Origin of the sequence: Streptomyces sp. NPDC051020 (assembly GCF_040683105.1) — a bacterium.
GTDB lineage: Bacteria > Actinomycetota > Actinomycetes > Streptomycetales > Streptomycetaceae > Streptomyces.
Genome location: NZ_JBFBCG010000021.1, coordinates 89,866 through 103,384, shown reverse-complemented (window position 1 = coordinate 103,384; position 13,519 = coordinate 89,866). Strand labels below are relative to the sequence as shown.

The 13,519-nt window shown below is 70.2% G+C and carries 13 protein-coding genes and 2 pseudogenes; 5 read left to right on the top strand and 10 right to left on the bottom strand.

Translation table 11 applies throughout. From position 1 onward, the window contains the following. The 4 genes and pseudogenes from AB0N06_RS14355 to AB0N06_RS14340 form a co-directional block, all read left to right on the top strand. Positions 1 to 692: IS5 family transposase (locus tag AB0N06_RS14355; protein ID WP_366134984.1), on the top strand; the 692-nt coding region annotated here is incomplete at its 5' end. A gap of 26 nt (positions 693 to 718) precedes the next feature. Next, positions 719 to 1,300: pseudogene (locus tag AB0N06_RS14350) on the top strand (PQQ-binding-like beta-propeller repeat protein); the annotation flags it as partial. A gap of 553 nt (positions 1,301 to 1,853) precedes the next feature. Continuing rightward, entirely contained in the window at positions 1,854 to 2,876 is a 1,023-nt protein-coding gene (locus AB0N06_RS14345; protein ID WP_366134983.1) for a glycoside hydrolase family 3 N-terminal domain-containing protein, read from the top strand. 367 nt (positions 2,877 to 3,243) lie between these two features. Further along, positions 3,244 to 3,696, top strand: a complete 453-nt coding sequence (locus AB0N06_RS14340; RefSeq protein ID WP_366134982.1) for a YbhB/YbcL family Raf kinase inhibitor-like protein — start codon at positions 3,244 to 3,246, stop codon at positions 3,694 to 3,696. 5 nt (positions 3,697 to 3,701) lie between these two features. Here the strand turns inward: AB0N06_RS14340 and AB0N06_RS14335 are convergent, their stop codons facing one another. The 4 genes from AB0N06_RS14335 to AB0N06_RS14320 form a co-directional block, all read right to left on the bottom strand. Next, positions 3,702 to 4,346, bottom strand: a complete 645-nt coding sequence (locus AB0N06_RS14335) for a protein-L-isoaspartate(D-aspartate) O-methyltransferase (RefSeq protein ID WP_366134981.1) — start codon at positions 4,344 to 4,346, stop codon at positions 3,702 to 3,704. Next, a complete protein-coding gene (locus AB0N06_RS14330) occupies positions 4,336 to 4,467 on the bottom strand; it encodes a hypothetical protein (protein ID WP_366134980.1) in 132 nt (43 codons plus the stop codon). The genes AB0N06_RS14335 and AB0N06_RS14330 overlap by 11 nt, the downstream gene beginning before the upstream one ends. Before the next feature lie 130 nt (positions 4,468 to 4,597). Continuing rightward, on the bottom strand, positions 4,598 to 4,885 hold the full coding sequence (locus tag AB0N06_RS14325) for a hypothetical protein (RefSeq protein ID WP_366134979.1): 288 nt from the start codon (positions 4,883 to 4,885) through the stop codon (positions 4,598 to 4,600). 7 nt (positions 4,886 to 4,892) lie between these two features. Further along, positions 4,893 to 5,876, bottom strand: a complete 984-nt coding sequence (locus AB0N06_RS14320; RefSeq protein ID WP_366134978.1) for a LuxR family transcriptional regulator — start codon at positions 5,874 to 5,876, stop codon at positions 4,893 to 4,895. 242 nt (positions 5,877 to 6,118) lie between these two features. On the opposite strand from AB0N06_RS14320, the gene AB0N06_RS14315 reads away from it, so the two are divergent. Then, on the top strand, positions 6,119 to 7,531 hold the full coding sequence (locus AB0N06_RS14315; protein WP_366134977.1) for an aminopeptidase P family protein: 1,413 nt from the start codon (positions 6,119 to 6,121) through the stop codon (positions 7,529 to 7,531). 19 nt (positions 7,532 to 7,550) lie between these two features. On the opposite strand, the pseudogene AB0N06_RS14310 reads toward AB0N06_RS14315, so the two are convergent. The 6 genes and pseudogenes from AB0N06_RS14310 to gcvPA all read right to left on the bottom strand — a co-directional run. Continuing rightward, positions 7,551 to 7,726: pseudogene (locus tag AB0N06_RS14310) on the bottom strand (aldehyde dehydrogenase); the annotation flags it as partial. A gap of 50 nt (positions 7,727 to 7,776) precedes the next feature. Next, entirely contained in the window at positions 7,777 to 8,418 is a 642-nt protein-coding gene (locus AB0N06_RS14305; protein WP_366134976.1) for a GntR family transcriptional regulator, read from the bottom strand. 49 nt (positions 8,419 to 8,467) lie between these two features. Continuing rightward, complete coding sequence (locus AB0N06_RS14300) at positions 8,468 to 9,214, bottom strand: SDR family oxidoreductase (protein ID WP_366134975.1); 747 nt, start codon at positions 9,212 to 9,214, stop codon at positions 8,468 to 8,470. Positions 9,215 to 9,263: 49 nt separating this feature from the next. Further along, positions 9,264 to 10,436, bottom strand: a complete 1,173-nt coding sequence (locus AB0N06_RS14295; protein ID WP_366134974.1) for an NAD(+)/NADH kinase — start codon at positions 10,434 to 10,436, stop codon at positions 9,264 to 9,266. After that, entirely contained in the window at positions 10,433 to 12,025 is a 1,593-nt protein-coding gene (gene gcvPB, locus AB0N06_RS14290; protein ID WP_366134973.1) for an aminomethyl-transferring glycine dehydrogenase subunit GcvPB, read from the bottom strand. Before gcvPB ends, AB0N06_RS14295 begins: the two co-directional genes overlap by 4 nt. Next, positions 12,022 to 13,413: an aminomethyl-transferring glycine dehydrogenase subunit GcvPA gene (gene gcvPA, locus AB0N06_RS14285; protein ID WP_366134972.1), complete on the bottom strand. Its 1,392-nt coding sequence runs from the start codon at positions 13,411 to 13,413 to the stop codon at positions 12,022 to 12,024. Before gcvPA ends, gcvPB begins: the two co-directional genes overlap by 4 nt. Positions 13,414 to 13,519: the final 106 nt, after the last annotated feature.

Sequence of the window (13,519 nt, the reverse complement as noted above, 5' to 3'; positions counted from 1 at the left end):
TGATGCCCTGGGACGCGGCCCACCGCTGGTTCACCAAGTGGCGCCGGGACGGCACCTGGGACCGCGTCCACGACGAGCTCCGCCGCCAGGTCCGGGTCGGGGCCGGACGCGATCCCGAGCCGTCGGCCGCCGTGATCGACGCCCAGTCGATCAAGACCAGCGAGGGCGGCGAGGCACGTGGGTTCGATGCGGGCAAGCGAACGACAGGGCGAAAGAGACACGTGATCGTGGACACGATGGGCCTGCTGCTGGTCGTCGCGGTCACCTCCGCGTCCGTGCAGGACCGGGCCGGAGGCCGCATCGTCCTGGCCCGTCTCGCGAAGGGATTCCGCACGGTCAGTCTCGTGTGGGCCGACGGCGGATACGCCAACTCCGTTGATTCCAAGCTTCTTTCATGGGCCCGGGATGCGTTGAACATCGTTGTCGAGATCGTGAAGCGGACCGACGACGTCAAGGGCTTCAAGGTCCTGCCCCGCCGCTGGGTGGTGGAGCGAAGTTTCGGCTGGCTGGTCCGAAACCGTCGGCTGGCCCGTGACTACGAACGGCTGACCGCGACCTCCGAGGCCATGATCAAGGTGGCGATGATCCGCTTGATGCTCGTCCGGCTTGCCGGGCAGTCCTTGCGGTGGAGCCATGAATCCCACCGCAAGACCGCACGAGCCGACACCGTCGAGGACTACATCGCAGCGTAATCAACCGGCCACCCGACAGGCTCTCAGAGGTGCGCCACCCCACCCTGTACACGGTCGACCGCGCCTCGGGGGCACTGGGCGGGCCCATCGCGGTCAACGGCCCCGCCGTACCGATGGGCGTCGCCGACGGCAGGCTCGTATTCCTTCAAGTACACATGGAGGGAACGGCGCTGGCCGGCTACGACGGGGTGGCGCGGGTCGACCCGGCGTCGCGGAAGGTCACGTACTCCCGACTGGCCAAGACATACGCGGGGACGCCCGGCATGGCGGACGGCACCGTCTACGTGAGCGGGCAGACCGGTCTCGTCACCGCGCTCGACCCCGCGACCGGCCGGAACAAGTGGTCGCGGCAGACTGGCGTGGAGGGTGCGTCGGGTCCCGTTGCGGGAGCCGACGCGCTGTATTTCAGTTCGGCCACCGGCCGGTTGGTCGCGCTGTCGCCGTACGATGGCAAACCCCTGTGGACAACAGACCCGCAGGCCGATGGTTTGACGGGCGAGCAGGGCGCAAGCCCGCGCGTGACCGTTGCGGGGCGTGCGGTGATCGTGGCCGCGGCCAAGAACACTCTCTTCGCCTTTGACGCCCAGAAGGCGCCGAAGTCGGGCTGACCGGGGCGGCACCGGACGCCGGCAGCTTTCCTTGCCGTGCGGACACCTCGGCGGCTCACTCGGTCGCCTACGCAGCCGGCGACGAGGTGCAGCTGTCTGGGGGGCTGGATCGTCACACTGGTCCGCCGTAGATCCCCCACACCTGCCAAGGGGCAAACAAATACCCAATAACGTACGGTGTGATGAACGCAGCAAGCCGGGCTCGCCGTGACGGAAGTGGCTACGCAGCGCGCGGTGGTCCCGGCTCGTCGAGGCCGGGAGAAGAAGCATGACAATACGCGTCCGGCAGCGGCCCAGGAGCCGCCGCTGCACAGCCCTGCGCACCGGGGCCCCGCTGGTCACTCTGGCGCTCGCCGTCACAGGCTTCGGTGCATCGGTCCCGCCCGGGGCAATAGCCGACTCCCCCCGATCCCTCGCTGCCAGCCATGGCACACGAGACCCGGGTGCCGCCAGTGCACTGCCGAGCCGTACCAGCAGTGATGCTGCCCCGGCCACCGCGAGTACTGCCCCGTCGGCACCTGCCGCCACCTGCACCGACCGATACCTGTCCGGCATGACCACTGCTCAACGGGTCGGACAGCTTTTCATGGGGGGAATCTCCGCGGCCCACCCCGATCAAGCTCAGCTGCGCACTCTGCGCGACAACCATGTGGGGTCAGTCATGCTGACCGGCCGCAGCACCGCCGGTACGACGGCGACCAGAAAGCTCGTCGACGGTTTCCGAGGCCAAGCGGATCGGGTTGCCGACCGGCGGGTCGGCCTCCTGGTCGCGACCGATCAGGAGGGCGGCCGGGTGCAGGTGCTCAACGGCCCCGGCTTCTCGGCCATGCCCAGCGGCCTGACCCAGGGCAGCTGGCCGACCGCGACGCTGCGTACCCAGGCCGCCGGATGGGCCAAGCAGCTCAAGGCTGCTGGGGTCAACCTGAATCTGGCACCGGTCGCCGACGTGGTCCCGGCCGCTCTGGGGACCCGCAACATCCCCATCGGTTCCTTCCAGCGCGAGTACGGCCATACCGCGGACACCGTGACCTCCCACACCGGCGCCTTCGCCGCCGGCTTCGCGCAGTCGGGCGTGATGACCACGCTCAAGCACTTTCCCGGGCTGGGCCAGGTGATCGGCAACACCGACACCACCGCCAACGTCGTGGACTCGGTGACGACCACCGGCAGTTCCAGCCTCACGCCGTTCCGGGCCGGGATCCGGGCCGGGTCACCTTTCGTGATGGTCTCGTCGGCCACCTACACCAAGATCGACCCCAAGCACCTGGCGGCCTTCTCACCGACGGTCATCGATCACCTGCTGCGCAGCCAACTCGGCTTCAAGGGAGTGGTCATCTCGGATGACCTCGGGAACGCGGTCGCGGTACGGTCCTTCAGCCCTGCCCAGCGGGCCGTGAACTTCATCGCGGCCGGCGGAGACATGATCCTCACGGTGCGGCCGAGCATCGTACCCGCGATGACACAGGCCATCCAGACCCGGATGCGACAGGACGCTTCGTTCCGGGCCAAGGTCAACGACAGCGTGCGGCGGATACTCGACGCCAAGAGCAACGCGGGCTTGCTCGACTGCCGCTGAGGCCTTGAAGTATCAGCACGGTGCGAAGCGCTGTGTGCATCCACCCGGGATCAATGGCCACGCCCACAGTGCGTTCCATCCCTGATCCAGGGCCGCGACGGGGCAAACCTTGCCGGTCGCGGCACTAGCGACGGGCGGGCGCCGAATCGGGTGGTGAAGCCGGTGGCGGCGTGGGTGGGCAGGAGCGGGGCCAGCCGACGGAGGGCGGTCGTCCTGCCCGCACCAGGGCGGCTTTCGAGCAGGATCCTCGTCGGCACACTGCCCTCTTCACCCCCGCTTCCGGTGGCGGCCAGGGTGGGCTCGGCCGAACGGGGGTTTTGGGGTGCGGACCGGTGTCGGTGCCGCCGTTGCGGGTATGGCGGCGCGCATGAGCGGAATTGAACTCAGCAGCACCGCGTTCGACGACAAAACGGTGATCCCCCGGCGGTACAGCGGGGAGGGAGAGAACATCTCACCGCCCCTGACCTGGTCGGGGGTGCCCCACGAGGCCACGGAGCTAGTGCTCCTGTGCGAGGACCCGGACGCGCCGGGGACGACCTTTCTGCACTGGCTGGTGACCGGCATCGATCCGGGGACCACCGGGGCGGCGGAGGGCCAGAAGCCCCTGGGGGGCCTGCCGTGGCCCAACGGCTTCGGCCACGTGGGCTGGGGAGGGCCGATGCCGCCACCGGGGCACGGTCCGCACCGTTACTTCTTCCGCCTGTACGCCCTGTCCGAGCCGCTGCCGCTGCACGGACACCCGGGTGCCGAGGACGTGCACCGTGCCCTGAAGGGCAGGGAGCTGGCCTCCGGCACCCTGGTCGGGACCTATCAGCGCTGAGCGCGTCACCGCTGGTCGTAGCCATGGGCGCCGTACAGCCGGACGAACCGGGCCGCGGTGACCGTCCTGCGTTGCACCAGGCCGCGGGCCCGCCGCTCGTACAGCTCGACGCGCTCCCGCCCGCCCTGCCCGATCGGCTGGACGAGCCGGCCACCAGTGCGGAGCTGATCCACGAGCGGCTCAGGCACTCGCGGGAAGGCCGCGCAGACGATGACGGCGTCGTACGGGGCACGGGTCGGCATCCCGAGGGTCCCGTCGCCGAGTACGACTTCGGCATTGCCGACGCCCTGCCGGGCCAGCCGCAGGCGGGCCTCGTCGACCAGGTCGGGCCAGCGCTCGACGCTGACGACGTACGCGGCCAAGCGGGCCAGCAGCGCGGTCTGCCAGCCGTATCCGGTCCCGACCTCCAGGACCTGTTCGTCTCCGGTGAGGCCGAGAGCGGAGACCATCATGGCGATCAGCGAGGGCTGGGTGGTCACCTGCCCGTGGGGGAGCGGAACGGGCGTGTCCCGGTACGCGGATGCCACCTCGTCCGCGGGGACGAATTCGGCCCGGGGGATGCTCCGTACGGCCGCCAGGAGACGGTCGTCGGTCACGCCCACGGCGTGGGCCGCGCGGACCAGGTCCTCGGGGGTCCCTTCAAGGGCCATCGGACCGCGGGGCCGTGGCGGTGGCGCCGGCGGCCCCGGTCGTGGTGCGGTCCAGTCCGACCACGATCCCCTTCGATGTCGAGACGTCCGTCTCGTCCGCGCCGCTCCTGCTCCTGTCCATGTGCCCCATCCGCCGCCCATCCGCCGTGCTGCCGCTCCAGCCCAGTGTCGGCACGTTCCGCGCGCGGCGCGATCCGGGGCGGTCGGGCGCAAGGGGCGACCCATGATCCGGGGGGCGCAGCGCGCCGGCGTCAGGACGGGGCTCCCGGGTCGGTGTACCACAGCAGGGCGCCCACGCCCTCGGACAGCCTCAGCGCACTCTCCGGTACGACGACCAGCTCGGCACCGGTGCCGACGAGGGCCCGGACGAGGGCCTCGTCGGCGCGCTCCTCTCGCGGGGCCCGCACACCGAAGGACACCAGCTCCGCCTCGGTCAGAGCGAGCTGAGTGGGCCGGCAGCCGGCCCAGAGCCGCAGCGAGGATTCGGGCGCACCGAACCGACCGGGACGACGCGTCGTCCCGGTCGGGCAGACAAGCATGCCCCGGTCACAGCCATCCGCAACGTTGCGCCTGCAGAGCCATCTGGAACCGGCTCGTGGCACCCAGCCGGGCCATCAGGATCTGCACCCGGCGGAACAGTGTGCGGCGGCTGATTCCGATCTCCCGGGCGATGACCTCGTCGCTCGCCCCCCCGGCAAGGAGCCACAGCAGGCGGCGGTCGGCGGGCAGCAGGCCGCCCGGCCGGACGGTGCGGCCGTGGAAGGGCAGTGCGTTCTGCCATGCCTGCTCGAACAGTGCCACGAGCGCGGAGAGCAGCCCGCACGGCTGCACGACCAGCATGGTGTTGTGCACATCGGCCTCCTTGATCGACAACGACACGAGCGCGTACACGTCGTCGATGATCACGAGCTTGACCGGCACCGACGGCAGTACCCTGGCCTGTTCACCGGCCTCGATGCACGGTTCGATGACCGCCTCCAGTTGGCCCGGATGCTCCAGCGACTCCCGCGAGTACACGACACGCTGCGTCACACCGCGGGCGAGGGTGGCCAGCGAATCGTCGGTGGCGCCGGAGAGGGGGAAGTACGGCGGTGAGTCGAACTGCCGGATCTGTTCGCGGGCACTGGCCCAGGCCTGGCGCATCCTGGGACCGATGGCTTCCCCGGTGACGACTTCGACGAGATCGTTGTTGTACGCGGCGAGCCGCTGACGCCGGAACGACTCGAACGCGCCTCCGACGGTGATGCGCGACTCGTCGAGCTCGGCCGCCCGGTGCCGGCCGAGGATCTCCAGCCCTGCGCCGGGCGGAACCGGGGCCACCACGTCCCGGCCCTCCACGGCGGCACTGGCCAAGCCTGCGTCGACCAGTTCGCCGTACGCCGCGGCGAGTTCCGCGCCGTCCAGAGCTGCCGCGGCCCCGACCGCGCTCAGCGGAGCGGGCGCCAACTCCAGCAGGGCCGTATAGAGCCGGCCTGCCTCGTGACCGATCCCCAGAAGCCGAAGAGCTTCGCTGAGCTTTGCGTTCGCCATGTGAGGCATTATCGACGGCTCCCGTTCGTTCCGGGCGGGCGGTTCGGGCTGCCCGATGGCCGATCTGTGCCAGTGGCAGTCTTCGGCACCCGGTGGACGCGATGCGGGGTACCGTCCGGGAGCCGCCGACGACCGGTGGCAGCGAGTGCGCCTGGGGCTGCACCGGGAGGGAGTGCGGCCTGTCCGCACGCGCCTCTCTGCCCCTCGTCCTTGAGGAACCCACCCAGAAGAAGGTGTATGAAGTGGCGAAAGGTCGAAAGAACGGTCTCTACCAAGGGATCTCCGAAGAGCTGTCCGCCCTGATGCGGACGGGGTGGGCCGACACCGAGCGGCACGGTCTGCAGCTCAGCGACCAGGCTCCGTACGCGGCCCGCCGCCGCGCCGCGCTCTCCGCCCGTTTTCCCGGCGAACGCCTGGTGATCCCCTCGGGGAACCTCAAGACCCGATCGAACGACGACAGTTACCCGTTCCGGCCGTACTCGGGCTATGTGCACATGACCGGGGACCAGGCCCGTGACGGCGCTCTCGTGCTCGAACCCCGCGCGGACGGCGGCCACGACGCGTACTGCTACCAGCTGCCACGGGACAGCAGGGACAACGACGTCTTCTGGACAGGCGCGACGGCCGAGCTGTGGATGGGCCGGCGCCGTTCCCTCACCGAGTCGGAGCGCGTGCTCGGACTGCCCTGCCGCGACGTCCGCACGGTGGCCCGCGACCTGGCCGCTGCCGCCGGCGCACCGACGCGGATCGTCCGTGGTCACGACCCGTCCCTGGAAGCCGCTGTCACCACCGATGAGGAGCGTGACGCCGAGCTGGAGGAGGCGCTCAGCGAACTCCGCCTCGTGAAGGACGAGTGGGAGATCGCCGAGATCCGCAAGGCTGTGGACTCCACCGTGCGCGGATTCACCGACGTCATCGGGGAGCTTTCCCGGGCGATCGCGTCGTCCGAGCGGTGGATCGAGGGGACCTTCTTCCGACGGGCACGTCTCGAGGGCAACGCCGTCGGCTACGGCTCGATCTGTGCCGCGGGCGAGCATGCCACGATCATGCACTGGACGGACAACGACGGTCCGGTGCGCCCGGGCGATCTGCTCCTGTTCGACGCCGGTGTGGAGACGCACTCCCTCTACACCGCCGACATCACCCGCACACTTCCGATCAACGGGACCTTCACGACGCTGCAGCGCGAGATCTACGACGCGGTGTACGAGGCCCAGGAAGCCGGCATGGCGGCGGTCAAGCCGGGTGCCCTGTACCGCGACTTCCACGAGGCGTCGCAACGCTACCTGGCGGCGCGGCTGGTCGAGTGGGGCTTCATCGACGGCCCCGTCGACCGCGCGTACGAACTCGGCCTGCAGCGCCGCTTCACCATGGCTGGAACCGGCCACATGCTCGGTCTGGACGTCCATGACTGCGCGATGGCCCGGAACGAGGAGTACGTCGACGGCGTGTTGGAGCCAGACATGGTGCTCACCGTCGAGCCAGGCCTGTATTTCCAGGCGGACGATCTGACCGTGCCCGAGGAATGGCGCGGCATCGGCGTCCGGATCGAGGACGACCTGGTCGTCACCGACGGTGGCCACGAGAACCTGTCGGCCAGACTGCCGCGCGCCGCGGACGAAGTCGAGGCGTGGATGGCCCAGTTCGCCGGCTGAGCGGGGCGGCGTGCGCGGTGGGCGACGTACGGCCCCGGGCGGGCGCGGCACGTGCGCCGCGTCCGCCTCGGTGCCTCGGGCGATCTCCGTGGACGGCTGACCGTTGACCGGACTCGGGTGATCGAAGTACTGGCCCAGCCGGCTCCTCACGTCCGATCCACGGTGATCGGACCGCGCATGGACGGTGCGGGGCAAGCCCGGGGCCCGACCCGCACCACGGCTTCACCAGGGACCCGCCGCACGGGTCAGTCCTTGAGGTGTTCCAGGATCCGGTGCATTCCGCTGTTCCAGTTCTCCTTGAGCGCCGCGACCGCCGCGTCGAGGTCGCCGCGCTGGAGGCACTCGGCGATCCGCTCGTGCTCCACCGCGGAACGTTCCAGGATGTCCTGGTCACCCAGGGCCACCTGCTCGTAGCGGTGCATCGTCACCTTCAGGGAGGTGATCAGCTTCATCAGGCGGTCGTTCGTGCAGCCCGACAGGAGCAGGTCGTGCCACGCGTCGTCGTACCGCTCTATGACGTCGTGCGGCGCCTGCGGGGCCGAGAACGCGCGCGCCTCCTCGAGCAGCCGGGGAGCCGTCGCCGCCAGATGCTCGGGGTCGCTGGACTCCAGGGCCAGCGCCTCCAGTGTCGCGACGATCGCGGACAGGTCACGGAATTCCTGCGCGCTGAGCGGTGTGAAGCGGAAGCCCTTGCCGCGCTCACTGGTGATGACGCCCTCACGCTCCAGCGTGATCAGGGCCTCGCGCAGCGGAGTACGGCTGACGCCGAGCTCGGTGGCGAGCTGTCCCTCGTTGATGGGCGCGCCGGTCGCGATCGTGCCGCGCCCGAGGCGCTTGATCAGTTCCTCCTTGACCTGTTCGCGCAGCGGGCGGTTTTCGATTGGCATGTGAGGCTGCCCTCCCCTTCGGTGCGGTCGATTATCCGCTACCCGCGGGTCACGCGGTACCGGCGCCGTCGACCGGGATGATCGCCCCGCTCAGGAACGCCGAGGCGTCCGAGGCGAGGAACGCCACGGTCTGGCCGATGTCGCGGGGCTGCCCGATGCGGCCGAGCGGACGGTCGGCGGCGTCGGCGTAGAACGCGTCGGAGCTCTCGCCGAGCTGGCGGGCCTCCTCGGCGAGCATCCCGGTCGCCGTGTCACCGGGGCAGACGCAGTTCACGCGGATGTTGTCGGGGCCGTGGTCGATGGCCATGGCGCGGGTCATGTTGACGACGGCACCCTTCGACGCGCAGTACGAGACGGCTCGGCCGCCGCCGCGGATGCCCCAGCCGGACCCGGTGTTGACGATGGAGCCGCCGCCCCTGGCGGCCATCCCCGGGATCACGAGGCGGCTCATCAGCATCACCGAGCGGATGTTCACGGCCATCACCAGGTCCCAGTCGTCCTCGGTGATCTCACAGACCGTGGAGCGGCGGATGATGCCGGCGTTGTTGAAGAGTACGTCCACGCCGCCGAACCGCTCCTGCGCCGTGTTCACGACGGCCTCGCAGTCCTCGCGCCGGGACACGTCGCAGCGTACGAACGTCCCTCCGGTGTCCTTCGCCGTCTGTTCGCCGCCTTCCGTGTCGATGTCTGCGATCACCACGCGGGCGCCGAGCTCGGCGAGGACCTGGGCGGTGGCGCGGCCGATACCGGCTCCGCCACCGGTCACGAGGGCGCGCTTGCCATCAAGAGAGATCATCTTGGGCTCCTTCTGGGACGTGGAGGTACGGGTTTCAGGGGGTGTCGGGTCAGGTCGCGAGCCGGTACAGCGACGTACGCCGGCTGCCGGTGATGACAGGGATGTGGCCGGAGAGTTCCGCATCGAGCGCGTCGTCGCCGGTGTCGAGGAGGAGGGGGCGGCCGCCGAGCGCGGACAGTTTCTGTTCGGTGCACAGCACGAGCAGATGATCGCGGCCGCCCGCCGCGCGCAGGACCCGGGGCGAGATCTGCTGATTGCCGCGGCCGAGGAGGAAACCCTGGCCACCGATGGGGGAGAGCGCGATCCAGGCCGGACCGAGCGCGAGGAGGGTGTCCTCGGCGACGTCACGGGCCACGACGCGCGGCCGCTGACCGCTGCGCAGGCTGAGCACGTCGACCCCGGTGAGGGTGGCATCCGCGCCGAGCGCGGCCGCGACGGCGCGGGTGGTGCTCCCGGGGCCGAGTACCAGCAGCCCGTCGCCGACGCGCTCGGCAACGTCGGCCGCGATGCCGCCGACCGCCCCCAGCGCGGTGACGGTGCTGCCGGTCTTGCGCTGCTGTACGCGTACCGGTACGTCGGGGACGGGGAGCCAGCCGAAGAGCCGGGATGTGACGCGGCCTTCGCTCAGGGCATCCTCGTCGCGGTCCATCACCTCGGCGTCCCGCAGCCGTACGGCGCCCTTGCGGGAGACCCATGCAGCGGCGACCTCACCCGCGGCGCGCGGGCTGACGGCGAAGACGGCCGAGTGCATCTTCACACCGGTCGGCACGCCGAGGACGGGGCAGGGCGCGTCCCCGAGAGCGGCGAGCACGTCCCGCGCGGTGCCGTCGCCCCCGGCGAAGAGGAGCAGATCGACGCCTTCGCCAACGACGGCGCGCACCGCGGCTGCTGTGTCCGCGGCCGAGGTGTCCCGACCGTCCTCTGCCGCGTACACGACCCGCGCGGGGAGCCCGGCGGAGGCGACGGAGTCGGCGCCCAGGGAGCCGGCGGCTGTGACGACGAGGATTGGCACGTGGCGGGGGCGCCCCACCCCCGCCAACTCACCCAGTCGCAGCGTCAGTTCACCCAGCGTGGCTGCCGCGCGTGCCCCGGCCAGAGGGCGCGCCCCCAGTGAGAGTGCCACGCGGGGGCGCTCCGAGCCGTCGGTGCCGCCGAGGCCGACCCGGCCACCGAGGCCGGCGACCGGGTTGACTACCAGGCCGATCCTGGGCAGCCGGGTCAACGGGTCGCCTCGCCGAGAACCTTGCGGCGGTAGGCGCGCCAGGAGACCGCCCACGTCGCAGGGTCGTCGAGGGCCTCAGGGCGTACGCGGTGGATGGTCGAACGGTGTGGTGCCGTGCGTACGGTCTCCGGGTCGTCGTAGGCCTCGCGGGCGATCTCTGCGAGGATCGCCGCGTACTCGTCGAGGTCGGCACGCGTGTAGGACTCGGTCGGCTCCAGCGTCATGGGTTCGGGCACGACGTACGGGTGATGGCTCGTCCAGTAGTGGGTGCCGAAGTCCGCGGCGCGCAGGCCGATGTCCTCGGAGTGCAGGCCGGTGTCCTCGTGAAGCTTCTCCCAGCTGTAGCGGACCTGCTCGACGCGCGGGCGCCCGGCCGCGTAGGGGATCGAGACGCCGGGGATCTGCCGGACCTTGTGGAGAAGGTAGTTGTTGTTCAGGACCGCCGTCTCGGCGGCGGCCCGCAGACCCTCAGCGCCGAGCGACATGATCCACGCGTAGGCGCGGACCAGGTTCGGCACGACCCCGTAGAACGGCCGCATCTTGCCGACCGACTCGGGCCGGTCGTCGTCAAGCCGGTAGGCGGACCCGTCGAACTCGACCGTGGGGCGCGGCAGATACGGGGCGAGGTCCGCGGTGACCGCGCACGCGCCGGCCGCCGGACCGCCGCACGCGTGCGGTGTCGAGAACGTCTTGTGCAGGTTGAAGTGGCACAGGTCGAAGCCCGCGTCCCGCGCCCGCGTGATGCCGAGGATGCCGTTGGCGTTGGCCTGGTCGTACGAGCACAGTCCGCCCGCCTCGTGCACGATCCGTACGAAGTCCTCGATGCGCGGGTTGTAGATGCCCGTGTCCTCGGGGTTGGTGATGAGGAGGGCCGCCGTGCGCGGGCCGACCGCCGCCTTGAGGGCTTCGATGTCCGGGTAGCCGTCGGCGTCCGGGTGGAGAGTGATGACCTTGAAGCCGGCCGTCTTCGCACAGGCCGCGTTCGACGGATGGGAGAAGATCGTCGTGATCACCTCATCGCGCTGCTCCAGCTCGCCGCGCGCGGCGAAGTAGGCGCGGATCATGGCGACGTTCGTGTATATCGCCGCGGAGCCCGCGCCTGGCTGGAGCGATACCCGGTCCATGCCGGAGATCTCCTTCAGGAGCTGCTCCAGGCTGTGAATGATCCCGAGGACGCCCTGCACGGTGTCCTCGTCCTGGAGCGGATGCAGCGCGGCGATCCGTGGGTCGCGTACGAACTGGTCGTTGACCTTGGGGCTGTACTTCATGGTGCAGGTGCCCTGGCCGACGTCGATGTTGAGGTCCGCGCCCAGGTTCTCCTGCGACAGGCGCAAGTAGTGGCGCAGGACCTGCTGTTGGGACATTTCAGGGAGGGCGGGTGGCGTCGCGCGGCGCAGTGCGGCGGGTATCTCCACCTGGTCGATCGACGGATCGGCCGCTGGTACGAGAATGCCTCGTTCGCCCGGCGAACCCAGCTCGAAGATCAGTTTCTCGTCCCAGGAGGCCTGCTGGAAACGGCGGAGGCGCGGCTTGTCGGCGACGCGGGCCTCCTCGGGGGAGACGGACACGGGTGCGTGCGGGGCGGTCACTTGACGATCTCCTCGAGGGTCGCGGCGAGTCGGTCGATGTCGGCCTTGGTGTGGACTTCGGTGACGCAGTACGCGGCCTCGTGCGTGCCGGTCGGTGTGCCGCCGAAGATGCCCCGTTCCTTGAGATCGGCGCGGATCTCGGCGGCGGTCCTGTTGCCCGTGTAACGGACGGTGAAGTCGGCAAAGTGCAGGGCGTCGCCGTACGGGACCTCGATGCCGGGCACCTCGGCGAGGCGTCGACGGGCGTACCCGGTGAGCGCGAGGATCGTGTCGCCGATCTCCCGCATGCCCTGCGGTCCCATCAGCGCGAGATAGACCCCGGCGCCGATGCCGTGCAGCGCGGCGGCCGTGCCGACCCACTCCTTGCCCTCCTCGCGCAGTGCGAACGACGTCCGCTCGTAGGCGACGTCACCGAAGCCGTACTCACCCTCGACGGTCGTCGGCACGAGACCGAACAGGCGTGACGGGTACTCGGCGACCAGCATCTCTTCGTCCCGCGTGGCGATGAAGCCCGCGTTGCCGCCGCCGAAGCTCTGGTGGAGGCCGAGCGGCTGGATGTCGCCGCACGCGATGTCCGCGCCGTACGCGGAGGGTGGCGCGAGCACGCCGAGTGTGAGCGGATTGCAGCCCACGACGTACAACGCCCCTGAATCGTGGGCGAGTTCGGCGAGACGGGGCAGTGCCTCGTCGACGATGCCGAGCGCGGAGGGCGAGTCCGCGTACACGGCGGCCGTGTCGCCGACGGCGAGCGCGGCGCGTACGGCGTCGAGGTCGGCGCAGCCGGTGTCCGGGTCGACGGGCACGACCGTCACGTCGTGGTCGGGGCGTACGTAGTCGCGTATCCGGGAGAGCTTGTCGCCGACGACGGCCGTGGCGATGACCACGCGGCGGCGGCCCGTGATCCGGCCGGCCATCCGCAGCGCGGTTCCCGAGGCCTGAAAGCCGTCGTACACCGGGACGTTGACGACCTCGACATCGAGCAGCTCGGCCATCATCGACTGGTACTCCCACAGGGCCTGGAACCGGCCGTGGTCCTCGTAGGGCTCACCCGCGTACGCCGTGAGGAACTCACTGCGGTTGACCACCTCGTCCACGACCGCCGGTACGTGGTGCTGGTAGCAGCCGGAGCCGAGAAAGCTGAGCGCCTGCCGCGTCGAGGTGTTGCGTCCGAGCAACTCATCCATGTGGCGGGTGAGTTCGGCCTCCGAGCGCAGTGGGGTCGGCAGGTCGAGGGGGCGGTGCAGCCGGATGGAGTCCGGGATGTCGGCGTAGAAGTCCTCGACGCTCGCCGCGCCGATCTCCTCGAGCATCGCCTGCCGCACGGCGGGGACCGCGTTGGGGATGTAGGGGTGGATGTAAGAGGGGGCGGATTTCTGGGGTGACGTCATGCCGCGCCTTTCGCGTGAGCCGACGGAAGTCATGAACCACAGCAGCAAAAGTCTTTGGGTGTACGCCTCTTGACGGCAGGGTCCGTCATTCAGTGTTCTGAATACA

Excerpts from the sequence above, each read along its gene's own strand:
- AB0N06_RS14325 (WP_366134979.1), bottom strand. The coding sequence starts at position 4,885 with ATGCTTGTCTGCCCGACCGGGACGACGCGTCGTCCCGGTCGGTTCGGT.
- AB0N06_RS14330 (WP_366134980.1), bottom strand. The coding sequence starts at position 4,467 with ATGGACAGGAGCAGGAGCGGCGCGGACGAGACGGACGTCTCGACATCG.
- gcvPA (WP_366134972.1), bottom strand. The coding sequence starts at position 13,413 with ATGACGTCACCCCAGAAATCCGCCCCCTCTTACATCCACCCCTACATC.
- AB0N06_RS14335 (WP_366134981.1), bottom strand. The coding sequence starts at position 4,346 with ATGGCCCTTGAAGGGACCCCCGAGGACCTGGTCCGCGCGGCCCACGCC.
- AB0N06_RS14340 (WP_366134982.1), top strand. The coding sequence starts at position 3,244 with ATGAGCGGAATTGAACTCAGCAGCACCGCGTTCGACGACAAAACGGTG.
- AB0N06_RS14305 (WP_366134976.1), bottom strand. The coding sequence starts at position 8,418 with ATGCCAATCGAAAACCGCCCGCTGCGCGAACAGGTCAAGGAGGAACTG.
- AB0N06_RS14345 (WP_366134983.1), top strand. The coding sequence starts at position 1,854 with ATGACCACTGCTCAACGGGTCGGACAGCTTTTCATGGGGGGAATCTCC.
- AB0N06_RS14320 (WP_366134978.1), bottom strand. The coding sequence starts at position 5,876 with ATGGCGAACGCAAAGCTCAGCGAAGCTCTTCGGCTTCTGGGGATCGGT.
- AB0N06_RS14300 (WP_366134975.1), bottom strand. The coding sequence starts at position 9,214 with ATGATCTCTCTTGATGGCAAGCGCGCCCTCGTGACCGGTGGCGGAGCC.